This is a genomic window from Agromyces sp. NPDC058484 (genome assembly GCF_042720415.1).
Lineage (GTDB): Bacteria > Actinomycetota > Actinomycetes > Actinomycetales > Microbacteriaceae > Agromyces.
Window position 1 is genome coordinate 425921 of the sequence record NZ_JBHXMP010000001.1, and the last position, 24590, is coordinate 450510.

The 24590-nt window shown below is 69.7% G+C and carries 27 protein-coding genes; 6 read left to right on the plus strand and 21 right to left on the minus strand.

Annotation, left to right across the window (positions count from 1 at the left end; genetic code table 11):
* Positions 1-108 precede the first annotated feature (108 nt).
* The 5 genes from ACFWN7_RS02065 to ACFWN7_RS02085 form a co-directional block, all read right to left on the minus strand.
* Positions 109-432, minus strand: a complete 324-nt coding sequence (locus tag ACFWN7_RS02065; protein WP_307038613.1) for a DUF2469 family protein — start codon at positions 430-432, stop codon at positions 109-111.
* A gap of 5 nt (positions 433-437) precedes the next feature.
* Positions 438-1121, minus strand: coding sequence for a ribonuclease HII (locus ACFWN7_RS02070; RefSeq protein ID WP_376937010.1), 684 nt, complete (start codon positions 1119-1121; stop codon positions 438-440).
* Between the two features lie 2 nt (positions 1122-1123).
* Positions 1124-1870 (minus strand): signal peptidase I, encoded by a 747-nt coding sequence (lepB, locus tag ACFWN7_RS02075; protein WP_376937011.1) that lies wholly within the window; start codon positions 1868-1870, stop codon positions 1124-1126.
* Positions 1871-1962: 92 nt separating this feature from the next.
* A complete protein-coding gene (gene rplS / locus ACFWN7_RS02080; protein ID WP_056729232.1) occupies positions 1963-2310 on the minus strand; it encodes a 50S ribosomal protein L19 in 348 nt (115 codons plus the stop codon).
* Between the two features lie 218 nt (positions 2311-2528).
* On the minus strand, positions 2529-3050 hold the full coding sequence (locus ACFWN7_RS02085) for a hypothetical protein (RefSeq protein ID WP_376937012.1): 522 nt from the start codon (positions 3048-3050) through the stop codon (positions 2529-2531).
* Positions 3051-3188: 138 nt separating this feature from the next.
* Between ACFWN7_RS02085 and map the strand changes: the two genes are divergently transcribed.
* Positions 3189-3956 carry a type I methionyl aminopeptidase gene (gene map / locus ACFWN7_RS02090; RefSeq protein WP_376937013.1) on the plus strand — a complete coding sequence of 256 codons (768 nt, stop codon included), beginning with the start codon at positions 3189-3191 and terminating at the stop codon, positions 3954-3956.
* A 6-nt stretch (positions 3957-3962) separates the two neighbouring features.
* Here the strand turns inward: map and trmD are convergent, their stop codons facing one another.
* From trmD to rpsP, 4 genes are read right to left on the minus strand one after another with little or no spacing between them, the layout of a single operon-like run.
* Positions 3963-4652, minus strand: a complete 690-nt coding sequence (trmD, locus tag ACFWN7_RS02095; protein WP_376937014.1) for a tRNA (guanosine(37)-N1)-methyltransferase TrmD — start codon at positions 4650-4652, stop codon at positions 3963-3965.
* 8 nt (positions 4653-4660) lie between these two features.
* A complete protein-coding gene (gene rimM, locus ACFWN7_RS02100; RefSeq protein ID WP_376937015.1) occupies positions 4661-5299 on the minus strand; it encodes a ribosome maturation factor RimM in 639 nt (212 codons plus the stop codon).
* Between the two features lies 1 nt (position 5300).
* The gene (locus tag ACFWN7_RS02105; RefSeq protein WP_376937016.1) at positions 5301-5537 is read right to left on the minus strand and encodes an RNA-binding protein; all 237 of its coding nucleotides are present in this window, start codon (positions 5535-5537) and stop codon (positions 5301-5303) included.
* A gap of 3 nt (positions 5538-5540) precedes the next feature.
* Entirely contained in the window at positions 5541-5972 is a 432-nt protein-coding gene (gene rpsP, locus ACFWN7_RS02110) for a 30S ribosomal protein S16 (protein WP_376937017.1), read from the minus strand.
* 236 nt (positions 5973-6208) lie between these two features.
* On the opposite strand from rpsP, the gene ACFWN7_RS02115 reads away from it, so the two are divergent.
* Positions 6209-7150, plus strand: a complete 942-nt coding sequence (locus ACFWN7_RS02115; protein WP_376937018.1) for an ornithine cyclodeaminase family protein — start codon at positions 6209-6211, stop codon at positions 7148-7150.
* Between the two features lie 42 nt (positions 7151-7192).
* On the opposite strand, the gene ACFWN7_RS02120 is transcribed toward ACFWN7_RS02115, so the two are convergent.
* From ACFWN7_RS02120 to ACFWN7_RS02155, 8 genes are all read right to left on the minus strand, one after another.
* Positions 7193-8680 (minus strand): aldehyde dehydrogenase family protein, encoded by a 1488-nt coding sequence (locus ACFWN7_RS02120; RefSeq protein WP_376937019.1) that lies wholly within the window; start codon positions 8678-8680, stop codon positions 7193-7195.
* Between the two features lie 44 nt (positions 8681-8724).
* Positions 8725-9726: a proline racemase family protein gene (locus ACFWN7_RS02125; protein ID WP_376937020.1), complete on the minus strand. Its 1002-nt coding sequence runs from the start codon at positions 9724-9726 to the stop codon at positions 8725-8727.
* Positions 9726-10643, minus strand: coding sequence for a dihydrodipicolinate synthase family protein (locus tag ACFWN7_RS02130; protein WP_376937021.1), 918 nt, complete (start codon positions 10641-10643; stop codon positions 9726-9728). Before ACFWN7_RS02130 ends, ACFWN7_RS02125 begins: the two co-directional genes overlap by 1 nt.
* Positions 10644-10702: 59 nt before the next feature.
* Positions 10703-12049, minus strand: a complete 1347-nt coding sequence (locus tag ACFWN7_RS02135; protein WP_376937022.1) for an MFS transporter — start codon at positions 12047-12049, stop codon at positions 10703-10705.
* A gap of 95 nt (positions 12050-12144) precedes the next feature.
* The gene (locus ACFWN7_RS02140) at positions 12145-13524 is read right to left on the minus strand and encodes an FAD-dependent oxidoreductase (protein WP_376937023.1); all 1380 of its coding nucleotides are present in this window, start codon (positions 13522-13524) and stop codon (positions 12145-12147) included.
* Positions 13521-13772 carry a 2Fe-2S iron-sulfur cluster-binding protein gene (locus ACFWN7_RS02145; RefSeq protein ID WP_376937024.1) on the minus strand — a complete coding sequence of 84 codons (252 nt, stop codon included), beginning with the start codon at positions 13770-13772 and terminating at the stop codon, positions 13521-13523. The genes ACFWN7_RS02140 and ACFWN7_RS02145 overlap by 4 nt, the downstream gene beginning before the upstream one ends.
* Positions 13769-14926, minus strand: coding sequence for an NAD(P)/FAD-dependent oxidoreductase (locus ACFWN7_RS02150; protein ID WP_376937025.1), 1158 nt, complete (start codon positions 14924-14926; stop codon positions 13769-13771). Before ACFWN7_RS02150 ends, ACFWN7_RS02145 begins: the two co-directional genes overlap by 4 nt.
* A gap of 57 nt (positions 14927-14983) precedes the next feature.
* Positions 14984-15661: a GntR family transcriptional regulator gene (locus ACFWN7_RS02155; RefSeq protein ID WP_376937026.1), complete on the minus strand. Its 678-nt coding sequence runs from the start codon at positions 15659-15661 to the stop codon at positions 14984-14986.
* 156 nt (positions 15662-15817) lie between these two features.
* Between ACFWN7_RS02155 and ACFWN7_RS02160 the strand changes: the two genes are divergently transcribed.
* The gene (locus ACFWN7_RS02160) at positions 15818-16987 is read left to right on the plus strand and encodes a glutamate--cysteine ligase (protein WP_376937027.1); all 1170 of its coding nucleotides are present in this window, start codon (positions 15818-15820) and stop codon (positions 16985-16987) included.
* Positions 16988-16996: 9 nt separating this feature from the next.
* On the opposite strand, the gene ACFWN7_RS02165 is transcribed toward ACFWN7_RS02160, so the two are convergent.
* Together ACFWN7_RS02165 and ACFWN7_RS02170 are read right to left on the minus strand one after the other, a co-directional pair.
* On the minus strand, positions 16997-17332 hold the full coding sequence (locus tag ACFWN7_RS02165; protein WP_376937028.1) for a hypothetical protein: 336 nt from the start codon (positions 17330-17332) through the stop codon (positions 16997-16999).
* A 101-nt stretch (positions 17333-17433) separates the two neighbouring features.
* Entirely contained in the window at positions 17434-18456 is a 1023-nt protein-coding gene (locus ACFWN7_RS02170) for a lipid II:glycine glycyltransferase FemX (protein WP_376937029.1), read from the minus strand.
* A 171-nt stretch (positions 18457-18627) separates the two neighbouring features.
* On the opposite strand from ACFWN7_RS02170, the gene ACFWN7_RS02175 reads away from it, so the two are divergent.
* Genes ACFWN7_RS02175 through ACFWN7_RS02185 form a run of 3 tightly spaced genes read left to right on the plus strand, consistent with a single transcriptional unit; the run spans position 18628 to position 22058 of the window.
* Complete coding sequence (locus tag ACFWN7_RS02175; protein ID WP_376937030.1) at positions 18628-19440, plus strand: spermidine synthase; 813 nt, start codon at positions 18628-18630, stop codon at positions 19438-19440.
* 3 nt (positions 19441-19443) lie between these two features.
* Positions 19444-21357 (plus strand): LVIVD repeat-containing protein, encoded by a 1914-nt coding sequence (locus ACFWN7_RS02180; protein ID WP_376937031.1) that lies wholly within the window; start codon positions 19444-19446, stop codon positions 21355-21357.
* Entirely contained in the window at positions 21354-22058 is a 705-nt protein-coding gene (locus ACFWN7_RS02185; RefSeq protein WP_376937032.1) for a DUF305 domain-containing protein, read from the plus strand. The genes ACFWN7_RS02180 and ACFWN7_RS02185 overlap by 4 nt, the downstream gene beginning before the upstream one ends.
* A gap of 270 nt (positions 22059-22328) precedes the next feature.
* Here the strand turns inward: ACFWN7_RS02185 and ffh are convergent, their stop codons facing one another.
* Together ffh and ACFWN7_RS02195 are read right to left on the minus strand one after the other, a co-directional pair.
* The gene (ffh, locus tag ACFWN7_RS02190; protein ID WP_376937033.1) at positions 22329-23927 is read right to left on the minus strand and encodes a signal recognition particle protein; all 1599 of its coding nucleotides are present in this window, start codon (positions 23925-23927) and stop codon (positions 22329-22331) included.
* A 13-nt stretch (positions 23928-23940) separates the two neighbouring features.
* Positions 23941-24534 (minus strand): TetR/AcrR family transcriptional regulator, encoded by a 594-nt coding sequence (locus ACFWN7_RS02195; RefSeq protein ID WP_376937034.1) that lies wholly within the window; start codon positions 24532-24534, stop codon positions 23941-23943.
* Positions 24535-24590 lie beyond the last annotated feature (56 nt).

Below are 24590 nucleotides of genomic sequence, written 5' to 3' on the forward strand. Positions count from 1 at the left end.
CGCTTTGATGCAATAGTGCCGCGGAAGCGCCGCGCACACCATCCGGGCGGGCCCGTAGCGCGAATGCCAAGGAGGGCCATCCGTCACCCACGACCGGGACGCTAGGGCCTACTCGTCGAGCGCGAGTTCCTTCGGCAGCTCGAAGTCGCGTGTCGCGAGCTCCTCGACGTTCACGTCCTTGAAGGTGAGCACGCGCACCGACTTCACGAACCGGTCGGCGCGGTAGACGTCCCACACCCAGACGTCTTTCATCGTGAGCTCGAAGTAGAAGTCGTGCTCGGTGTCGCGACGCACGAGTTCGACCTCGTTCGCGAGATAGAAGCGTCGCTCCGTCTCGACCACGTACTTGAACTGCGACACGATGTCGCGGTACTCACGGTATAGGGCCAGCTCGACCTCGCGGTCGTAGTCTTCGAACTCGTCCTCATCCATCGGATTCATCCTACGCCGAGGTCGAAGAGCGCCGGAGCCTCGGCGGGGCGCTCGTGCAGCCAGGTGGTGCGGTGGATCCCGCTCGGTCCGTGCTCCTCGATCGCGGCGAAGTGGGCGGGGGTCGAGTAGCCCTTGTTCTCATTCCACGCGTACACGGGCAGCTCGTCGTGCGCTCGTCGCATACCGCCATCGCGATGCACCTTGGCGATGACGGATGCCGCGGCCACCGACGCGCAGTCCCGGTCGGCCTTGATGCGAGTGGTGACGCGCGCTCGGTGCTCGATCGAGGCGCTCAGCCAGTCGTAGTTGCCATCGAGGATGAGCGGGGCATCCGTCACGTCGTGCTCGTCCGCGGGGAGCGCGGCGAAGGCCCGGGCACCGGCGAGCCCGAGGCACGCCATGATGCCGAGTTCGTCGATCTCGGCGGCGGATGCCTCGCCGACCGCCCACGCCCGCACCCAGGCCGAGGCCCTCGGCGCCATCGCCTCGCGCCGCGGCTCCGCCAAGAGCTTGGAGTCGCGGAGACCGGCAGGCATGCGGCGTACGCTCGCGTCGATGAGCACCAGCCCGACTGTGACCGGACCGGCGAGCGCACCGCGCCCCACCTCATCGCACGCGAGCACCACGGATGCCCCGGCGCCGAACAGCTCGCGCTCCGCGCGCAACGTGGGCACTGCGACGGGAGTCATGGTCAGCCTGCTGCCTGGTCGACGCCTTCGAAGACCTCGGGATAGTTCCCGAGCCATGCCCAGTTGGAGATCGGCCAGCTCACGACGAACGCGCGACCCACGACGTTCTCGACCGGCACGAATCCCTTGAGCGGAGTCTCGCCGTTGTAGCGGGAGTCCTTGGAGTTGTAGCGGTTGTCGCCCATGACCCAGAGGGAGTCGTCGGGCACCACCTTGTCGAAGTCGTCACGGGAGACCTTCGTCTCGCCGGGAGGGAGTGCGACGTAGGGCTCGTCGAGCGGCACGCCGTTCACGCTCATCTGGCCGAGCGCGTTGCAGCAGATCACGTGGTCGCCGGGAAGCCCGATCACGCGCTTCACGAGGTGGTCGTTCGAGTCTGGAGCGGAGAGGCCGACGAACGCGAGGAACCAGTCGACCGCCGCGACGAGAGGCGGTTGCGGAGTCTCGACGCGCGCGGGAAGCCAGCCACCGGGATCCTGGAACACGACGACGTCGCCACGCTCGATCGGGGCCAGCTCGGGCACGAGCTGGTTCACGATGATGCGGTCGTCCCGGACGAGGGTCTCTTCCATCGACTGCGACGGGATGAAGAACGACCGGATCAGGAACGTCTTGATGAGGAACGAGACGAGCACGGCCACCGTGAAGATGACGAGCAGATCGCGCAGGAAGAGGAGCGTGCTGCGTTTCCTGCGCGCCGCCGAGTTCACCGCGCCATCCGATTGCGAGGTGATTGCTTCTTCTGTCATTTAACCGCCCGAGCTCCCCACCCAGTCTAGGGGTGGGGAGCTCGGGAGCATGCCAACCGTTCGCGAAGCGCGGGCGGATTGCGGCAGGCGGATCAGCTCTCGCGCTTCTCCTTGATCTTCGCCTTCTTGCCGCGGAGCTTGCGCAGGTAGTAGAGCTTCGCGCGACGCACGTCGCCGCGGGTGACGACCTCGATGTGGTCGATGACCGGTGAGTGCACCGGGAACTTGCGCTCGACGCCGACCTGGAAGCTGACCTTGCGCACGGTGAAGGTCTCGCGCACGCCCTCGCCCTGGCGGCCGATGACGACGCCCTGGAAGACCTGGATACGCGAGCGCGTGCCTTCGATGATGTTGACGTGCACCTTGACGGTGTCACCGGGGCGGAAGTCGGGGATGTCCGACCGCAGGCTCGCGGCGTCGACGTGGTCGAGGATGTGCATGATGGTTCGCTCTCTGCGCCCGCCACCGGTCGAACGCGGATCATGGATGGAAGATTCCGGTGCCGCCTGCGCGATCGCCCGCGCGGTGCGTCCTCCCCGGAGGCAGAGTCCTGCGGCGGCACAATCCTCTATTGTGCCATGCCCGGGCCCACTCGCCAAAGCGGTCCACGGTCCCCGATCTGGTCGAGGGCGGATGCCTCGCGCGACGCGTCGTGGTGTCAGTCGCGTACCTCGCGAACGATGATGACGTCGCCCTCGTCGTCGCCGAAGGGTGGGCGTTGCCCGCGCGGACGGCCCGCGGCATCCGGACCCTGGGACTGACCGGTCTGCTGGGCCGCGAGGCGCTCGAACTCGCTCATCGTGGCCTGCACGCGGCGGGCGCCGTCGCGGACGAGCTGCCACACCGCGCTCCAGAACGCCGCGACCGCGAGGAGGATGGCGATGACCCCGAAGAACGCGCCGCCCTCGCCGTAGAAGCCGACGCCGACGATGGACGCATGCCAGGCGCCGACGACCGCGACATCCGTCCACGATGATGCCCGCCGAGCGCGCACGGTGGGCCGGATCCACACGAGCAGGGCGACGATCGCCAGGGCGATGAACGCCACGGGCACGACGATCACGAGACCGAGGGTGCCCCAGCCGCCGCCGCCGAAGATCGCCCAGCCTATGCCGAGCCAGATCGGCAGCACGACCGCGGCGGCGACCAGCCACCTGAGGAATGCACGCCGGATGAGCATGGCGACAGCGTAGCGCGGCGACCTTCGCGCCGGCCGGGTGTTCACTCAGGGCGGACCCGCCCGAACGCCGGCCCCACGGCGCCGACGGGGCAGACATCCAGCACTGACCCACCAGAATGGAGGACGGAGAGGATGAGCGTGATCGAACTGAGGACCCCCGCCGAGATCGAGGAGATGCGGCCTGCCGGACGTTTCGTGGCGAGCGTGATCGAGGCGACGTCGAAGGCCGCCGCCGTCGGCGTCAACCTGCTGGAACTCGACGCGCTGGCGCACGAGATGATCCGCGACGCGGGTGCCGAGAGCTGCTACATCGACTACCACCCGTCGTTCGGCGCGAGCCCCTTCGGCAGGGTCATCTGCACGTCGGTGAACGACGCGGTGCTGCACGGCCTCCCCCGCGACTACGTGCTTCGCGACGGCGACCTGCTCAGCCTCGACTTCGCCGCGTCGGTGAACGGCTGGGTCGCCGACTCCGCGATCTCAGTCGTCGTCGGCACACCGCGAGGCGAGGACGTGCGCCTCATCGACACGACTCGGCGCGCGCTCGACGCCGGCATCGCGGCGGCGCGGTCGGGCAACCGCGTCGGCGACATCTCACGGGCGATCGCGGATGTCGCGAAGGCCGAGGGCTACACGATCAACACCGATTTCGGCGGCCACGGCGTCGGCCGCACCATGCACGGCGACCCGCACGTGCCGAACAACGGCCGACCTGGACGCGGTCTGCCGTTGAGGCCCGGCCTCGTCATCGCGATCGAGCCGTGGTTCCTCGAGACCACCGACCGCATCTTCACCGACCCCGACGGCTGGACGCTGCGCAGCGCCGACGGGTCGCGCGGCGCCCACTCCGAGCACACGATCGCCGTCACCGACGGCGACCCGATCGTGCTCACGCAGCGCAGCTGAGCGCGGTCAGCCCTCGAGCAGCTCGGGGCGGACGCGCGCGGTGCGTTCGAGCTGCTGTTCCCGGCGCCATGCCGCGACGGCGCCGTGGTTGCCCGAGAGGAGCACGGGCGGCACCTCGAGGCCGCGCCACACCGCGGGCTTCGTGTAGCTCGGGTACTCGAGCAGGCCGTCGGCGTGGGATTCCTCGACGAGGCTCTCGGGGTTGCCGACCACACCTGGCACGAGCCTGCCCGCGGCCTCGATCATGGCCATCACGGCGACCTCGCCGCCGTTGAGCACGTAGTCGCCGAGGCTGATGAGGCGCACGCGCATGCGGGTGGCGTAGTGGTCGACCACACGCTGGTCGATGCCCTCGTAGCGCCCGCACGCGAACACGAGATGCTGCTCGGCCGCGAGCTCGTGGGCGATGGCCTGCGTGAACGGCTCGCCGGCCGGTGAGGGCACCACGAGCAGGGCATCGGATGCCGCATCGCTGATGATCGCGTCGAGGGCCTCGCCCCACGGCTCGGGCTTCATGACCATGCCGGCGCCGCCGCCGTACGGCGTGTCGTCGACGGTGCGGTGGCGGTCGTGCGTGTGGTCGCGGAGGTCGTGCGTGCGGACGTCGAACAACCCGGACTGACGCGCCTTGCCGAGCAGTGACAGGTCGAGCACGTCGAAGAACGACGGGAAGATCGTGACGATGTCGATCCGCATGGGGCGCCCTACTCGGCGGGTGCGTCGCGGGGGCCGGATGCCTCGGGCTCGCCGGGCCCGGAGGCTGCATTCGCGGCATCCGATGCGGTCGTCGCCTCCGCATCGATCTCGGGAAGGTCCTCGAAGAGCCCGGCCGGCGGCGTGACCGTGATCGTGCGGGCGTCGAGGTCGACCTCGGGCACGATGGCGGCGACGAACGGCACCATCACCTCGCGGCCGTGCGACTTCACGATCAGCAGGTCCTGTGCGGGCAGGTGGTCGACGTGAGCGACCTCGCCGATCTTCTCGCCGTCACGGAGCACCGCGAGGCCGACGAGCTGGTGGTCGTACCACGCATCGGGCTCGGGGGCCTCCTCGTCGACGTGCTCGACCCAGAGGATCGCCTTGACGAGGCCCTCGGCGGCGGTGCGGTCGTCGACGCCGTCGAAGAAGCCGACGGGGTGTCCGTTGTACCAGCGGAGCTCGCGGAGCGTGAGGTGCTTGCCGTGCCACGGCGAGGACTCGGGCACCTGCAGCGAGAACTCGGCGCCCGGCACGAACCGCCGCTCGGGGTCGTCGGTGTAGAGCTCGAGCTTGATGGCGCCCTTCAGGCCGTGCGCCTTCGTGAGGCGGCCGACCCGGAGTTGCGTTCGGGCTGCGTCGGCCACGTCAGCCGTCGGTGTCGACGACGTCGACGCGGACCCGGCGCCCGTCGGCGAGCGCGGTCACGAGCGTGCGGAGCGCCTTCGCGGTGCGGCCGGCGCGACCGATGACGCGACCGAGGTCCTCGGGGTTCACGTGAACCTCGAGGACCTCGCCGCGTGCGCTCGACGCGGAGACGACCTTCACGTCATCAGGGTGATCGACGATCCCCTTGACGAGGTGTTCGAGCGCGGACTGGAGCAAGGCCTACGCCTCGTCCGTCGCGGTCTCGTCGGCTGCGGGAGCCTCGGCCTCTGCCGGGGACTCCTCGGCGGCCTTGGCGGGCTTCTCGGCCTTGGGCTTCAGCACGGGCTTCTTGGCGTCGTCGGCGACGAACGCGGTCTTGGCTGCGGGCGCCTGCACCCGCGACACGGCGTTCTCGTCGCCCTTGAACTTGCCCCAGTCGCCCGTGAGCTTGAGGATCGCGGCGACCTGCTCGGTCGGCTGCGCGCCGACCGAGAGCCAGTACTGGGCGCGGTCGGAGTCGACCTCGATGAACGAGGGGTTCTGGGTCGGGTGGTACTTGCCGATCTCCTCGATGACGCGACCGTCGCGCTTGGTGCGCGAGTCGGCGACGACGATGCGGTAGTACGGCGCACGGATCTTGCCGAGGCGCTTGAGACGGATCTTGACAGCCACAATTCTCCTGAAGTGTTATGAGGTGGGCGAACTGACAGCCGTGAGCGTGGGGTGCACACTCGGCGGAAGCTCAATGAGGTTCTGCGCGCCGGATAGAGGGTCGGGCGGTACAGAACTCGACTGACCATTCTTGCAGACATCCCTGAGATCCGCGAAACCAGGGAAACGCCGACCTCCTGCTCGGATACTGCGATGTGCTATGTGACATATTACGCACTACTTTGTAGGATGAGTTCATGCCCGGCATCTTCGATTCCCTGCGCCTCATCGACCACCAGGCGCTCGCGGATCGGGTGAGCATGGAACAGGCCGTCCGCGCCCTGCAATCCGCCGTCCGTGAGGGCTTCGACCCCGACGACGATCCCCCACGCGCCATCGTCGACGTTCGACACGGTCAACTTCTGCTGATGCCCGCCGACCTCGGGGGCCACGCCGGTCAGAAATTCGCCACGGTCGCCCCCGGCAACCCCGCCCGCGGGCTCGAGCGGATCCAGGCGATCTACGTCCTGCTCGACGCCGAGACCCTGACGCCACTCGCCCTGATCGACGGCACCGAGCTCACCTCGATCCGCACGCCTGCCGTGTCGGCCGCCGTCGCCGACGTCGTCGCGACGCCCGAGGCGTCCACCCTCGTCGTGTTCGGCACCGGTCCGCAGGGCATACGCCATGTCGAGGCGATGCGTGCGATCCGCGACATCCGACGCGTTCGATTCGTCGGCCGCGACGCAGCGAAGTCGCAACGCGCGGTGGAACAGGCGTCGGCTGCCGACATCGATGTCGCAGTGGGAAGCGAGGCGGATGTCGCATCCGCCGACATCATCGTCTGTGCGACGACGGCGCAGACGCCGCTCTTCGAGCCCGACCTCGTCGCCGACCGCGCGACAGTGATCGCGATCGGATCGCACGACGCCGACCGCAGAGAGCTTGCCGGAGAGCTACTCGCCCGCAGCCAGGTGATCGTCGAGACCGAGCGCGTCGCCCGCACCGAGGCCGGCGACGTGATCATGGCCATCGAGGAGGGGCTGCTCTCGCCCGACGCGCTCGTGCCGATGGCACGCATCGTCACCGGTGCAGCGGCCACCGCCACCGACCGGCCGCGGGTGTTCAAGACCTGCGGCATGGGCTGGCAGGATCTCGCGGTCGCCCGACTTGCGATCGATGGGCCCGAGGCGGCGTGATGCGCTGCGGCGTCCGACCTGTGGCGCGACATCCGCTCGACGTCAGTGCTCGCCGGTGAGGCTCCCCCAACCGGCCGAACGCCCCGCGATGCTGCGCCGCTGCGGCACGTTCCACGGGTTGTCGTCGCGCAGCGGCACCGGCAGCAGCACGGGTGGTGCCGACTGGTAGGCGACGCCGCGCAGGAACCGCGCGATCGCCGCGGTGCCGACGCTCGTGGCGTCCGTTGTCGTGGCGGGGAATGGTCCGCCGTGCTGCATCGCGCCCGTCACCGAGACACCGGTCGGCCATCCCCCGAAGAGCACGCGACCACTGGTTTCGGCGAGTGCCTCGACGAGCGGTGCCACGGCGTCGGCGTCGGCATCGGTCGCGTGCAGCGTGCCCGTCAGATTGCCCGGGAACAACTCGCGGTGGAGTTCGGGCAGGGTCGCGACATCCGAATACCGCACGATGACCGAGAGCGGGCCGAACGATTCCTCGAGTAGCTCATCGCGATGCTCGCGAAGGGTCTCGACATCGACCTCCACGACGGTGGGCGTCGCGAATCGCTGCTCGTCGTCCCCGACGCGCACTGCGCCGGCAGCCAGTGCGCTCACGCCCTCGGCGCCGAGCACTGCGGCGCGGCGTTGCTCGAACGCCCGCCCGATGCCGGGGTTCAGCAGGCGATGCTCGACGACGGATGCGGCGGCGGCGGCGGCCGCGCCGAGGTCGACGCCGTCCGGCACGAACAGGAATCCCGGCTTCGTGCAGAGCTGCCCGGCCGACCCCGACACGGACGCGACGAACCCCGCCAGGAGGTCGTCCTCGGCTTCGACGGCGGCGGCCGTGGCGTACACGGGATTCACGCTTCCGAGTTCGCCGAAGAACGGAATCGGTCGCGGCCGGGTCGCGGCAACGTCGGCCAACATGCGGCCGACATGCGTCGACCCGGTGAAGGCGCCTGCGCGGATTCGGTCGTCCTGCAGCAGCTCGAGGCCGCGCTGCTGCCCCTCGACGAGCTGGAAGACGCCGTCGGGCATTCCTGCCGCGGCGAGCGCTCCGATCACGACCTCAGCGGTGCGTCGAGAGAGCTCAGGATGACCCGAATGAGCCTTGACGATGAGCGAGCAGCCCGCAGCGAGCGCCGCCGCCGAGTCGCCGCCGGCCACCGAGAACGCGAACGGAAAGTTCGATGCCGCGAAGTTGAGCACGGGACCGACCGGAGCGAGCATGCGTCGCACGTCGGGTCTGGGGCCGATCACGTAATCGGAATCGGCCTCGTCGATGCGCACGTCGAGGTAGGCGCCGTCGACTATCGCCTCGGCGAACAGGCGCAGCTGATTCGACGTACGCCGCACCTCCCCCTGCAGACGCGGTCGGGTGAGCCCCGTCTCGCGGACGGCGATGTCGATCAGTTCGTCCGCCGCCGAGTCGAGGGCGTCAGCGACGGCGACGAGCGCGGCGGCGCGGCCCTTCGGTGCGATATCGGCGAACGGACCGGCGGCGGCAGCTGCACGCTCGGCGATGAGGTCGGTGTCGGTTTCTGGGTTCATGATGCTCCGTTGTTCTCGCTCGGCGGGTCAGATGACGAATCAGGTCAGACCACGAATCCCTCGGGGAACGGATCGTCGTCGTCGAGGAAGTACTGTCCGAGTCCGGTGATCCATGCGCGGCCGGTGATCGTCGGAACAACGGCGGGCCTGCCGGCGACCGTGGTCTCGCCGACGAGCCGGCCGGTGAACTCGGTGCCGATGAAGGATTCGTTCACGAAATCGGTCTCGAGCGCCAGCTCGCCGCGAGCGTGCAACTCGGCCATGCGCGCGCTCGTGCCGGTGCCGCACGGCGACCGGTCGAACCACCCCGGATGGATGGCCATGGCGTGGCGCGATCGCACCGCGTCCGAACCCGGGGCGATGAACTCGACGTGGTGCACGTGGTTCGCGCCGTCGAGCTCGGGGTGCACGGGCGGGGCGGACTCGTTGATGGCCTCCATGATCGCGAGCCCCGCACGCAGGATGTCGTCCTTGCGGGAGCGGTCGAAGGGGAGGCCGACGTCGTCGAGCTTCACAAGTGCATAGAAGTTGCCGCCGTAGGCGATCGAATACGGCACCATGCCGTAGCCCGCTACCACGACCGAGGCATCCAATCGCTCGACGAAACTCGGCACGTTCTCGATCGTGACGTGCTTCGCCCGTCCGTCCTCGACCGCGACTCGCGTGATGACGAGGCCCGCTGGAACATCGAGCCGGATCTCGGTCACCGGCTCGGTGACCTCGACCATGCCCGTCTCGACGAGCACCGTCGCGACGCCGATCGTGCCGTGGCCGCACATCGGCAGGAACCCGCTCGCCTCGATGAACACCACGCCCCAGTCGGCGTCGTCGCGTGCGGGCGGCTGAAGCAGTGCACCCGACATGGAGGCATGGCCGCGCGGTTCGTTCATGAGCAGGCCTCGCAGCCCCTCGAGGTGATCCATCGCGTACAAGCGGCGATCGTTCATGGTCGCGCCGGGGATCCGGCCGACGCCACCCGTGACGACCCTGGTCGGCATCCCCTCGGTGTGGGTGTCGACGGCCGAGATCACCCGGCGCGCGTGCATCAGCGGACAGCCAATGCGGCGAGCGCGATCTCGGTGTCGGCGGTGACCTGGGCGCGCTGCGCGTCGCTGAGGGGTCCGCGCGGCGGTCGTGTCGCACCGCCGTACGAGTTGCCGCAGATGTCCATCGACAGCTTGATGGCCTGCACGAACTCGGTGCGGGTGTCCCACCGGAACACCGGCACGAGCTGCTCGTACAGGTGGCGGGCCTCCTGCCACCTGCCGTCTGCGAGCAGGTTGTAGAGCTCGACGGCCTGCTTCGGGAAGGCGTTCGGATAGCCCGCGAACCAGCCCACCGCCCCGTTCACCATCATCTCGAACAGCACATCGTCGGCGCCGGCGATGATGTCGATGTCGCAGAGTTCCTTGATCTCGTAGACCCGGCGCACGTCACCCGAGAACTCCTTGATCGCCACGACCTCGGGGATCTCGGCGAGCTTCGCGACGAGCGACGGCACGAGATCGACCTTGGTGTCGAACGGGTTGTTGTAGGCCATGATCGGCAGGCCGGCCTTCGCGACCTCTTCGAAGTGCGCGATGACCTCGCCCTCGTTCGCCCGGTAGAGCGTCGGCGGCAGCAGCAGCACCCCATCGGCGCCGTCTTCGCGCGCCCACTCGGCCCAGACGCGGGCCTGGTGGCTGCCGACGCCATGGGCGCCGGCGATGACGATGCCTCGTCCGTCGACGGCCTCGACCGCCACCTGGATCACCTTGCGTCGCTCCTTGTCGGTGAGCGATGAGTACTCGCCGAGCGAGCCGTTCGGGCCGACGCCGCGGCATCCTTCTCGCATCAGGAAGTCGACGTGCTCGGCGAACCGGTCGTAGTCGACGGCGAGCCCCGCGGGCGCCGAGGCGTCTTCCTTGAAGGCGAGGGTCGTGGCGACGACGACGCCGCCGAGGTCCATGGTCTGCTGGGTCATTTCGTGTTCCATTCTGTCGGCATTGGTGTAGGTGTGCGGGGATGGGCCTGGAGCGCGCGTCAGCGTCGCTCGGTGGGGCTGGCCGCCAGGTCGCGCATCGATCGCCGGTTCGTCTCGGGCATGCCGAGCATGACGACGAGCGCGAACACCGAGACGGCGACGACGTACCAGGCGGGTGCGATGGTCGAGCCGGTGAGTCCGATGAGCCAGGTGGCGACGAGGGGCGCGGTGCCTCCGAAGATCGTGAACGCGAGGTTGTAGCTGATGGATGCCCCGGTGTAGCGCACGCGCGCCGGGAACAGCTCGACGAACGCAGGGCCGGCCGGCCCGAAGAAGAGGCCGAGGGCGAGACCGAGCAGGCCCTGGCTGACGATCGCAGCGCCGAGCGTCGCGACGCCGACGATGAGATACGCGGGCACCGCGACGGCCGCACCGAACAGCCCGGCGATCAGGAGCATGCGACGGCGGCCGATGCGGTCGGAGACCCATGCCGAGATCGGGACGGTCACGAAGGTGATCAAGAGCGCGACGCTGTTCGAGATGAGCGCCGCAGAGGAGTCGAGGCCGATCGTGACCGTCATGTACGAGTAGAAGTAGCCGGTGAGCGAGTAGTAGCCGAGGCTTGCGACGGCGGCGATGCTGAAGCAGACCAGCATGTTGCGCCACTGCTCGCGGAAGACCGCGCGGATGGGTGCAGACTCGACCTGCCGGCTTTCACGCATCTCGAGGAATGCGGGCGACTCGTCGACGCGGGAGCGGATGTAGAGCCCGACGACGGCGAGCGGTGCGCCGAGCAGGAACGGCACGCGCCAGCCCCAGGTCTCGTAGGCGTCGGCCGTGAGCAGGTTGGTGAGCGCGAGCACGAGCAGCGCCGCGATCACGGGCGGCAGGTTCGACCACGTGTAGACGAGGCCGACGTTGAATCCGCGTCGTGCGATCGGCGAGTGCTCGGCGACGAACGAGTTCGACCCGATCGTCTCCCCTGCCGCGGACAGCCCCTGCAGCATTCGCAGGACGATGAGCAGCATCGGGGCGAAAACGCCGATCGCGGCGTAGGTCGGCAGCAGGCCGATGCACGTGGTCGACACGCCCATCACGAGGATCACCGAGGCGAGCACCCGCTTGCGCCCGAACCGGTCGCCGAGGTTGCCGAGCAGGAATGCGCCGATCGGGCGGGCGACGAAGCCGACGGCGTAGATCGCGAAGACCGCCAGGAGCGCGGCCGCTGGATCCGAGTCGGGGAAGAACAGCATGGCGATCACCGGTGCGGCGTACGCGTAGACCGCGAAGTCGAACCACTCGACGAAGTGCCCGATTGCGGAGGCGGTCATGACCTTGCGGACACGACGGGCTTCGCCGGCATCAACCGGTGTCTGCGTGCGGTATTCGGTGGTACTCGTGGTCATCAGCGGCTCCTTCGACGCGTTGGGTAGTGTGTAACATATCACACGCTACCACGACTTCGCATCAATTCTCTGTGTTCTCTGTGGCGCTCGGCCTGTCAACGCTCGCGCCGCGCGATCTCTCCCAATCGCACCGTCGCGAGCAACGGCCGGCGCTCGAATCCGCCGGCGATGGCGCCGCCGGCCTCCGCGACGATCGACTCGACGGCACGGCCGCACGTGCGCGCCTGACAAGGCCCGAGCCCCGCCCGTGTAGCCAAGCGCAGCGCGCGAAGTGGCACCTCGGCCCGTTCGGAGATGGCGCGCTTCGTGACCTCCTCGCAGCGGCAGACGATCGTGTCGTCGTCGAGCCACGCGGTCCATCCTGGGCGGATGCCATGCGCTGTCTCGAGCCGCCGAGCGAACCTGCGGATCCGGGCGCGACGTGCGACCACTGTGCGCATCCGCGGATCGTCGAGCGGCAGGCCGGCTGCCGAGAATCCCGCGATCGCGCCCTCGGCGAGCGCGGCATCGGCGCCACCGATCCCGGTGACCTCGCCCGCCGCGTACACGTGCTCCTGCGTCGTTCGCTGCTCCTCGTCGACGACGACGAACCGGCCGCTTCGATCGCCCGCAATCGCGCAACCGAGCATGATCGCCGCCTCGAGCCTCGTCGTGAACCCGTGGCCCAGTGCAACTGCGTCGCAGTCGACCTCGCGCTCGGTGCCGGCGATCGGCCGCCACTCGGCGTCGAGTGACGAGACGACTGCGCCCTCCACCCGGCCATCGCCGACCACCCGGACGACGCCGCTGCCGACGCGGTACGGAATGCGGTGACGAGCGAGCGAGCCGACGTACTCCACGAGCTCCCCTGCCTTGCCGGCGAGCTGCCACGGGTTCGGCAGCCATCCGCGGGCGAGTGCTCCGGTTCGGGATGCCTCGTGCACGCCGACGACCGTTGAGCCCACAAGTGCGAGCGACTGGGCGACCGGCAGCAGAAACGGTCCGGCTCCCGCGACGAGCGTTCGGCGCCCGACCGAGACGCCGTCGCGCTTCGCGAGCGCCTGCGCGGCGCCAGCGGTCGTCACTCCCGGCAGGGTCCAGCCGGGAACAGGGAGCGCGAGATCGTGTGCGCCGGTCGCCACGACGACCGCATCGGCCTCCACGACCACCGTGCGCCGGGCCGCCGCGTCGGCGTCGCCGACGACGGCCCGGAGCACGATGCGCCGCCCGCGCTCGTCACCGCCGTCGCTGCGCTCCGCCGACCACACCGCGGCAGCCGAATGGACCTCCGCATGCTCGAGCGAGTCGCGGAGTCGCTCGAAGCGCTCGAAGTCGTGCTGCATGCGCGGGTCGGTGATGCCGGGCTGGTGGCGCCAGTACTGTCCGCCGAGGCGTTCGCCCTCGTCGAGCAGGGTCACCTCGGCACCGGCGGCCAGCGCGGCGTGTGCCGCCGCCAGTCCTGCGGGTCCGCCGCCGAGGATCGCGATGTGCGTCATCGGCGCACCTCCCGCTCGATGCGGTCGCCGTCGACGGCCCGGCGCCGGCATGCCCGAACGCCCTCAACGCCGTTCACGGTGACGAGACAGTCGTGACAGACGCCGATGCCGCAGAAGACGCCGCGCTCACCCTGCTGCGCGGTCCGCCACGTGATACGTCCTGAACCGATCAACACGCCCGCGATCGTCTGGCCGTCGCGACCCGAGACGGGCTCGCCGTCCACGATGATGCCGACCTCGCCGCTCACGCGGTCATCCAGAGCCCGGCGCGACCGGGCAGGAACGGCGCCGGGTCGAGCGCAGTCGACGTGCCGAGCACGGCGTGCGCGATCAGCTCTGCAGTCGCAGGGGCCAGCCCGATCCCGGCGCCCTCGTGGCCGGTCGCGTGGAACAGCCCCGCGAGGCGGGGATCCTCGCCGATGACGGGAAGGTGGTCGGGAGCATAGGGCCGGAACCCGAAGTACGTCCGCAACAGGCCCGTGCCGGCGAGGAACGGGAACATCCGAATCGCCTTGGCAGCGATCGCGGTCGCCGGGCCGACGCCAGGGTGATCGTCGAAGCCGACGCGCTCGCGACTCGAGCCGATGAGCACCGTGCCGCCCGGTGTGGCTTCCACGACGGTCGAGGTCTGCAACGAGGCATCCCCGGAACCGACGGCGCCCACGTAGTCGCCGTCGTACACCTTGTGGAAGATCCGTTGCGCCATGGGTGTCGTCACGAGGATCACCCCACGTCTGGGGCGGATGTCGAGCGGTGCGTCGAGGCGGCCTGCCATCTCTCCGGCCCACGGTCCCGCGCAGTTGACGACCGCGTCCACCTCCATACGACCCGCCGTGCTGTCGAGCGCCGCGATCCGACCGTGCTTGGTGCGCGCGCCCGTCGCCTCGGCGACGACGAGGCGGGCGCCGCGCCGGATCGCGGTCGCGACGAGCGCCTGCGTCGTGTTCGACGGCTGCAGCTGTGCGTCATCGGGATAGTGGATCCCGATGGCGACCTCGCGTGAGAGGTGCGGCTCAGCAGTGAGGAGGCGGTCCGCGTCGAGTTCATCCGCGCGGATGCCGATCTCGCGCTGGGAGGCGGCGAATCGACGCAGCGCCGCCTCGCCTCCCGGGAAGGCGACGACCACCCCGCCCTTCGCCTCGAACTCGGTCGGCGGCTGGCCGCCGGTGCGCCCCTCGTCGAGTCTCGTGGCGAGCGAGCGCCACCGCTCGTTCGAGGAGATCGCCAGGTCGGCTTCGGGCCCCGGCTCCTTGTCGCTGACCAGGAGGTTCCCCTCGCACCGGCTCGAGGTCTCGCCGGCGACGCCGACCCGATCGATGATGATCACCTCCGCGCCGCGCTCGGCCAGTTCGAGCGCGCACGCCGCGCCGATGATGCCGGCACCGATCACCGCGACCCGCATCGCGTCCCCGCCCTTCTCGCCGGGAGCCCCGACGTGCTCCGCGAGGCATCCGTGAACTCATTCTCCGAGGTCGGCCACCTCGGCGCGACCGCTCCAGACTCCCTCGACGTGCCCGATATGACGTCGCATGAGCGCTTCCGCCGCGTCCCCGTCGCCGCCGGCGAGCAATCCGAGAAGTTCTTCGTGCTCGAGCGCCGACCGAGCCAGCGCATCGGTTCCGGCGACGTTGACGAGACCGATGAGCCGCGTCTGCGCCCGCAACTCGCGCACGACTGCGACGAGATGCACGTTGCCCGTCAATTCGAGTAGCGCCAAGTGGAATGCGGTGTCGGCCTCCAGATAATCCTGGAATCGCCGCTCAACGGCCGCTCGGACGATCTCATCGGCCAGCGCGTGCAACCGTTCGGCGACATCGTCGGGAACACGGCCTGCGATCTGCCGCATGGGCGGCGCCTCGAGCAGCATTCGCACCTCGCCGAGCTGATGGAGTTCGTCGGAAGAGACATCCGTCACCCGGAAGCCGCGATTGCGGATCGGGCTGAGGAAACCCCGCCTCGCGAGATTGAGCATCGCCTCGCGCACCGGCGTCGCGCTGACTCCGAACTCCGCGGCGAGTGTGGGGACCGTGAGCACCACGCCCGGGGCGAACTCTCCTGCGACGATCCGTGATGCGAGGGCACGCTCGACCTGCTCGCGCAGGCTCACGACTTCGAGGAGCTTGGTGGGCCGGGTCATGTCGCAGGTCCGCAGTGATGTGTCATGCGGCACAGCGTAGCCGCCAAGGGAGACGGGCGCTCGGCGCGACGCCCCGTGAATTCAACCTGCCACGAAGCGCCGCTCTCGTGCCATGATGTCCCCACCTCGGGTCGCACTGAGAGAACGGGGCTTCGAATGCACATCGAGTTCGCCCGGTCAGCCCGGTCCACCGTGGGGATCGAGTGGGAGATCGCGATCGTCGATCGTGCCACGGGGGAACTCGCGTCCGTCGCCGACCGCGTGCTCGAGGTGCTCGATGCGCGCAGCGACGGCGAGCACCATCCGTGGATCACGTCAGAGCTCCTCACGAACACCGTCGAGCTCGTGAGCGACGTGCACGAGCGCGTGGCCGACGCGGTCGCCGACCTCGAGGGCCAACTCGCCGAGGTGCGGGCGGTGATCGACGAGCTCGGCGAGTACGAGCTCGTCTGCAGCGGCTCGCACCCGTTCAGCCAGTGGTACGACCAGCACCTCACCGACAAGCCCCGCTATCACAAGCTCATCGACCGCACCCGGTGGTGGGGTCGCAACATGATGATCTGGGGCATCCACGTGCACGTCGGCATCGACGAGCGCGACAAGGCGCTGCCGATCCTCGACGGGCTGCTCGCCTACCTCCCTCACCTGCAGGCGCTCTCGGCATCGAGCCCGTTCTGGGCGGGCGTCGAGACCGGGTACGCGTCGAACCGTGCGCTCATGTTCCAGCAGTTGCCGACCGCGGGACTCCCCTTCCCCCTCGCCGACTGGGCCTCGTACGAGCGGTACGTCGACGACCTCGTGCGCACCGGCGTCATCGAGGACCACACCGAGGTGCGCTGGGACATCCGCCCGTCGCCGCGCTGGGGCACCGTTGAGGTGCGGGTCTGCGACGGCGTCTCGACGGCCGGCGAGATCGCGGCGATCGCCGCCCTCGTGCAATGCCTCGTCGAGTGGATGTCGACGCGCCTCGACGAGGGCGAGACCCTCCCGGTGCTGCAACCGTGGTACGTGCGCGAGAACAAGTGGCGCGCCGCCCGCTACGGCATGGATGCCGAGATCATCACGGATGTCGCGGGCACCGAGCGCCTCGTCTCCGACGACCTGCGCGACCTCCTCACGATGCTCGTGCCCGTGGCCGACCGGCTCGGCTGCGCAGCGGAACTCCAGTCGGTGCGCGAAACGCTCGACCGCGGCGCGAGCTATCAGCGACAGCTGCGCGTCGCCGAGGCATCGGGCGGCGACCTCACGGCGGTCGTCGCGCATCTCGCGCGCGAGCTCCGCAACGGGGTCTCACCGCCGAGGGATGCCGCGGCATCCGCTTCATAGCGATCCCCGTCAGGAGCCGGTGCGGTCGGTGCTCAGGCGCACCGAGTCTTCGGACACTTCCTCGACCGCGTCGGCCGCGGCGAAGAAGTTCCCGCCGATGCCGGTGCCGTCGACCTCGATGTACCCGACCCGGAGGAGTCGCTCCCGCTCCTCGGCGGGCATGTCCTCCGAGCCCGTGAAGAGATCGGCCACGACATCCAGGAGGCCGTCTCGTTCTCCGACGGTCTGCCCCTCGGCCGTCACCGCCTGAGGATCGCCCATCTTCACCGACTTCACCGTCCCGACCTTCTGACCGGACGCGTCGATGACGTCCATTCCCTCGCGTACGTCCTCCAGTCGAACCATGGCTGCGCCTCCATCTCCTCGCTGACCCGTGCCTTCCCGCACGGTACCAACGCCGGACCCAGCCCGTCGACGGGTTGCGAAGACCCCGCTGCGGTGCTCCGTCAGTACCAGTAGTCGCCGGCGCGCTCGAGGTGCCGGGCGATGAACGCGTTCTCGCCGCGGCGCCACTGTTCGGCGCGACCCTCGTGCGCGAGCTGGAACGCCGGCATGTACTCGAGCACGTCGCGCGCGAACGCGCTCTTGAAGGTGAGCACGCCCTGGCCGGGCGCGTCGGGATCGGCGGGCGGCGGCACGTGTCCGAGGTCGTAGCGGCGGATGCCGGATGCCGCGAGGTCGCGGATGATGCCCCACTGCAGCAGGCGGGAGGCCATGAGCTGAGGCTGGTCGCGGAGAGACCCGCCGTCCTTGTACCAGGCGTTCGCGCCGAACCGCACGACGAACGCGCCGGCCACGACTCGCCCGCCGTGCCACGCGAAGTACAGCTGCCCGCGATCGTCGGCGACGAACGCCTGCCACACTCGCGCGAGATAGCCCGCGCCCCGGAAGAACGCGCCCGACCGTTCCTCGGTCTCGCGCACGAGATCGAGCATGTGCTCCCGGTTCTCGTCGCTGAGCTCTGCGCGGCCCACGAGCACGTCGTTCTTCTCGGCGATGCGGATCTCGCTGCGCGCGCGCTTCTTCATGCTCGCGAGGATCTCCTCGTCGCTCAACGCCGTGTCGACGATGACCGTGTGCCGATACTGGGAGGCCCGTGTCGGCAGCCACCCGCACGTTGCGAGGGCGTCGACGAGCTCCTCATCCCGCGGCTGGTGCACCTCGAGCTTGGTGGCGAACGCGGCGCCGCGCTCCGCCCGGATGCGCTCGGTGAGCGGGGCGACGTCGCCGGCGGTGACGCCGCTCACACGGGGAAGGTGCGCCAGGGTGCCGAAACCCTCGGCGTGCCGCTCGAACACGAGCACCGGGTAGTCATGCCCGGTGCCGAGGTCGCGCCGCGTCACCTCCCACGGGCCACCTGACCGGATCGCCTGCCAGGTGCTCGACTGCATGTAATGCGGGGTCGTGTGCGCGGCGAGGACGCGCTCGTCCCAGCCGACCGAGACCTGATCCGACTGGACCGCCTGCACCGCGCCTCCATTCACGGACCTCGCCGACGGGCGCCATCCGCCCTTGGATGCCGCGGTCCTTGGCGCACATCCTATGCGGCGGAGACGTCCGCCTCCGGAACTCCGCCCCGATGATCCCGAAGTGGCCGCGCCGTCTGGCCTGCCGTGCGACGCCGACCTAGGGTGGGACGCATGCGCGATCCCCGACTCGAACTCGACGGCGAGCAGGTGAGCGCGCGGCTGTTGCCCGAGCGGGGCACGCACGGCGGGTACTCCCTCGTCATCGAGGGGATCACGCAGTCGCATGTCAATCCGCTCGACCCTCGCGACCTCCAGCTCGAGTACGCGCGGCTCGTCGCCGCCGTGATCGACGGATGCCGCGGGCCTGACCTCCCCATCCGGGTGCTGCACCTCGGCGGGGGGGCACTCACCATTCCACGGTACGTGGGCGCCACTCGCCCGGGCTCGGTGCAGCACGTCGTCGAGCTCCACCGTGAGCTCCTCGAATTCGTGCTCGACGCGCTGCCCCTCCACGACGGGGTCGAGCTCACGGTCGAGTACGACGACGGCAGGGCGGCGGTCGAGCGCGCGGCGCGCATCGCCGGCGGTTACGACGTCGCGATCGTCGACGTCTTCTCGGGCAGAGTGTCACCTCGCCACATGTCGACGGTCCAGTTCTTCACCCAGCTCGGCCAGCTTCTCGCTCCAGACGGCATCATCGTCGTCAACACCCTCGCGACCGGGGGGCTCGAGATGAGCCGGGAGGTCGGCGCAACCCTCGCGTCGATCCATCCCGAGGTGGTCGCGCTCGCCTCCCCGGCCGTCGCCGCCGGTGAGAGCCTGGGCAACGTGGTGTTCGCGGCATCCGGCGCCTCCGTCGACCACGACGAGCTCATCGGGCGCGCGAACACCGGCCCGCGGCCGATCGAGCTCCTCCGGGGTTCGTCGTTCGACGCCTTCGTCGACGGTGCGCGGGTGCGACGCGACGGCGACTCGCAGGGCTGAACCGTGCCCGGCGATCGTGTGGTGCAGCGAGCGGATCGCGTCGTGCGGCGAGCGCGGCCGGCCGCGGTCGGCGTGGCGGTCACCGGCGCGGTCCTCGCGCTGATCGCCCCGCCCGCGGCCGCACAGCCCGCCGATCGGGAGCCCTCGATCGGTCCCGGTCTGGAGTGGGTCGCGCACCGCGACAACCCGTTCCGGCACGGAGACGACCCCGACTTCATCAACTCCGACCTCGCGTTCACGGGCGACCACCTGGTGCAGGGCAACTTCGCCGGCTTCTCGCTCTGGGACATCGCCGACCCGACGGCGCCCGAGCTCGTGAGCGCGGTCTCGTGTCCCGGCGGACAGGGCGACGTGAGCGCCGTCGGGAACCTGGTGTTCGTGTCGATCGACGAGACCATGTCCGACGACTCCTGCCAGGCGACCCGCGTGCCCGAGACCGAGGAGAACTGGGAGGGGCTCCGGATCTTCGACATCAGCGAGCCCCGCGAGCCCCGCTACGCGGCTGCTGTGCGCACCCGTTGCGGGTCGCACACGCACACGGTCGTGCCCGACCCGGAGAACAGCGCACGTGTGTTCGTCTACATGAACGCGTACAGCCGCGGGGCATCCCGCAACTGCACTGGACGCAACCCGTTGCAGATCATCGAGGTCCCCCTGGACGCCCCCGAGAACGCTGCCGTCGCGGGCGAGCTCGACCTCTTCGACGACGAGACCGCCTTCGGGCCCGAAGACCGGGTCGCGGGCGGTGCCGAGACCAGGTCGACCACCGGATGCCACGACATCACCGCCTACCCGGCGAAGGCGCTCGCCGTGGCCGCCTGCCGCGGCGACGGTCTGCTGCTCTCGATCGCCGACCCCCTCGCCCCCGTGGTCCTGCAGCGAGTGCGGGATCCGGCGGTCGCGTTCTGGCACTCGGGCATCTTCGACAACGACGCGACTCGCATCGTGTTCCAGGACGAACTCGGCGACGGGTTCATCAACACCTGCTCGCCCGCATTCGGCGCCGACCGCGGGGCGGATGCGGTGTGGCTCATCGAGGCGGGCGGCCTCGTCAAGGCGGGCACGTACAAGCTGCCGCGCGTCCAATCCGATCTCGAGAAGTGCGTCGCCCACTCGGGCGGGCTCGTGCCCGTGCCCGGCCGCTTCGTCGTCGCGCAGGCGTGGCTCGAGGGCGGCGTGTCGGTCGTCGACTTCTCCGACCCGGCCGCGCCGGTCGAACTCACCTGGTTCGACCGACCCGATTACGGGTACTCGATGGATTTCACCGCAGGCATCTGGTCGGTGTATCCCTATCGCGGGTACCTGTACGCGAGCGACATGTACGAGGGACTCGAGGTGCTGCGCCTCACCGATCCGATCTTCGCCGACGCCGCACGGTACGACGACGCCGGGCTCAATCCGCAGACCCAGCCCGAGTACGCCTGGGTATGGCGCGAGGCGCCGGTCGTGCCGGCCGCGGAGGTCGAGCGCGCCCCGCTCGAGACGCTCTCGGTGGAGCCGGCGACGATCGAGCCCGCGGCCGACGCCGCGGCGACCGTCTCGCTCCCGGCCGGTTCGCTCACGCCCGGCGAGACGACCGACATCTGGTGGATGCCGACCCAGACGGTGCTCGCCACCGTCGCGGCGGCGGCCGACGGGTCGCTCCCCGCGACGAGCGTCACGCTTCCCGGCCCGCTCGAGCCCGGGCGGTACGATCTCGTCGCGCGCGGCGACGCGTCGGCACCGCGCCTCGCGCTCGCGAGCGTCACGGTGGCGGCGCCGTCGTCGACGTCCGCGGCCGCCGAGAGCGAGGGAGACACCGGCCGGCCGTGGTGGGTGATCGCCATCCTCCTCGTGCTGGCAACGACGGCGGCCGCGGCCGTGGTCGCGCGACGTCGCGTCGTGCTCGCACGGCGGCGTCGCCGGGCGGGGTCATGAGCGAGCGGATGCCGCGCGGTGCCGCGATCGTGTGGGTCGCACTCATCTCGTTGCTCGCGGCGCCCGCCCTCTCGTCGTGCACGGCGAGCGGAAGCGGTCAGGCGACGACGGCGTTCGTGACCCCTGCACCGCCGTTCGTGACTCCCGCACCGCCGGGCAGCAGCGAGGCTGGGGCCCGAGATGCCGTGGCATCCGACGACCCGGCATCTCACAGCGCAGCGGAGAGCGGCGCAACGGCCGCCGATCTCGCGTTCATGAGCGCGATGGTCGCGCATCACGAGCAGGCGGTAGAGCTCGCCGAGCTCGCGCCGGGGCGGGTGGAGGATCCCGAGCTGGCCGAGTTCGCCGGGCGCATCCTCGTGGTGCAGGCAGCCGAGGCCGATACGGTGAGCGCCTGGCTCGACACGCGACGGTCACGGGGCCGCGCGAACGCCGAGCACGAACACGAGGCGATGTCCGGGGAGATCAGTCGTTCGACGTTCGACCGTGCAACGACCCTCGACGGTGCGGCATTCGACGACCTGTTCATCGCCGCGATGGTGCCGCACCACCGGGGCGCGGTCGAGATGGCCGAGGCACGGCTCGGCGAGCGCGGCGAGCCCGCCGTCACACGGTGGGCTCGTGAGATTGCGACATCACAGGCGCTCGAGATCGATCGGCTCCTCGAGATCGAGGCGCGGCTCGCCGGGCGTGGAGTGTGACTGAACGGTCCCAGCGTTACTCGACCCGAGGGTGTTCGCTCCGCAGATCCGGTACGCAAGTACCGGACACCCTGGGAGCACATGTCGCTCCGGACTGCGAACGCGCAGGCCGCCACGGAAGGGGCTCTTGGCGGTTCGTGGTGAACCGACCTGCTGGAGGGTGTTCACGCTGCGACTTTCGCGGCGCTGGTGAGCAGGATACGGGATCGGTAGTTTGCGCTCGTTGCGGAAGCCGCGGCCGGTACTGCCCGGGAGCTGAACTGACCGCCGTCAGCGGCCGAGGAACTTCTGCAGCGCCGCGAGCTCCTCCTCGCTCGGTGCCGCCTGACCCTGCTTGGCGCCTGCGCCGGCTCCACCGCCGAGCCCGAAGCCCGAACCGGCGGGCGCCCCGGCGCTGGCCGGCGTCACGCCCGACGCGATCGCGGCGTTCTCGACCGCACGCTTCGCGGGGTTGCCCGAGCGCGAGCCCGACGACTTCTTCTTGCCCTTGGCGGCCTGTCGCTTGCCCCCGCCGTAGCCGCCGGCACCCGGGATCGGCCCCATCCCGGGGATCTGCGGCATCCCACCGCGTGCGACGGTCTTCATCATCTTGGCGGCCTGCTCGAAGCGCTGCACGAGCTGGTTCACGTCGGTGACGGTCATGCCCGAGCCTCTCGCGATGCGCAGGCGCCGGGAGCCGTTCAGGAGCTTCGTGTTCTTGCGCTCGGCCGGCGTCATCGACTGGATGATCGCCTCGGTTCGCACGATCTCGCGCTCGTCGAAGTTCTCGAGCTGCTGCTTCATGCCGCCGGCACCTGGCAGCATGCCGAGCATCTTCTTGATCGAGCCGGCGCCGCGGAGCTGCTGCATCTGAGCGAGGAAGTCGTCGAGGGTGAACTGCTCGGTCGCGAGCTTCTCGGCGACCTTCAGCGCCTCCTCCTCGTCGAAGGCTTCCTGGGCCTGTTCGATGAGGGTGAGGATGTCACCGAGGTCGAGGATGCGGCTCGCCATGCGGTCGGGGTGGAACGGCTCGAAGTCGTCGAGGCCCTCACCGGTCGACGCGAAGATGATGGGTCGCCCGGTGACGGATGCCACGGAGAGCGCCGCGCCACCGCGGGCGTCGCCGTCGAGCTTCGACAGCACGACACCGGTGAAGTCCACACCCTCCTGGAATGCCTTCGCCGTGGTGACCGCGTCCTGGCCGATCATCGCGTCGATGACGAACAGCACCTCGTCGGGGTTCGTGGCCTTGCGGATGTTCGCAGCCTGCTTCATCATCTCGGCGTCGACGCCGAGGCGGCCCGCCGTGTCGATGATGACGACGTCGTGCAGGCTGCGCTCGGCGTGCTTCATCGCGTCCTTCGCGACCCGCACGGGATCGCCGACGCCGTTGCCCGGTTCGGGGGCGAACACCGGCACGCCGGCCTGGGAGCCGACGACCTGGAGCTGGTTCACGGCGTTGGGGCGCTGCAGGTCGGCCGCGACGAGGATCGGCGTGTGGCCGTCTTTCACGAGCCACTTCGCCAGCTTGCCCGCGAGCGTCGTCTTGCCGGCGCCCTGGAGACCCGCGAGCATGATCACGGTCGGCGGGTTCTTCGCGAACTGCAGCCGGCGTTGCTCGCCGCCGAGGATCGCGATGAGTTCCTCATTCACGATCTGCACGACCTGTTGGGCCGGGTTCAGCGCCTTGTTGACCTCGTCGCCCAGGGCGCGTTCGCGCACGTGCGCGGTGAACTGCTTGACCACATCGAGCGAGACGTCGGCGTCGAGCAGCGCACGACGGATCTCGCGCACGGTGCCATCGACGTCGGCCGCCGACAGCTTGCCCTTGGTGCGGAGGTTCTTGAAGGTCTCGGCGAGGCGGTCAGACAGGTTTCCGAAGGTAGCCATGGTGCCTTCGATTCTAAGTGACCGTGGATGCCTCCCCGCTCCGCGGGCTGGACGCTTCGGAGCGGAGCAGGAACTCGGCGGCTCGGCTGATCACCGCCCGTGCCGTGGCACGGTCGTCGCCGACCATCATGAAGTGACGACCGATGGCGAGGGCGAAGAGCAGGGTGCTCCGTACCTCGACCTCGCCGGGCTCGTCGATGAACATGCCGAACAGGGAGCGCAGGTAGTCCATGCGCTGCCCATCCACACGGCGGAGCCGGTCGGCAACGGCTCGATCGTGGCGGGCCCATTCGCGGACGGCGAGGTCGATGCGTTGGAGACGCTCGGACGACGAGAGTCGACCCGCGAGGCGGAGACGGTCGGCCGCATCACCGCCGAGGGCGTCGGCCTCTTCGATCACCTCATCGACGCAGCGACGCTCCCATTCGTCGAGGATCGCCTCGAGCAGCGCCGGCCGACCGCGAAAATGTCCGTAGAACCCGCCTTTCGTGACCCCGAGCACGGTCGCGATCGTCTCGACGCGCACAGCGTCGGTGCCGCCGTCGGCGAGCGCGTCGAGCCCGGCGTCGATCCAGCGCTGCCGTGGGGTTACGACGACAGCGGGCATGGCTTCCTCCTCGGCGGTCTTGCCGCGAACGATTGCGGCACTGGAATTGCAAGTGT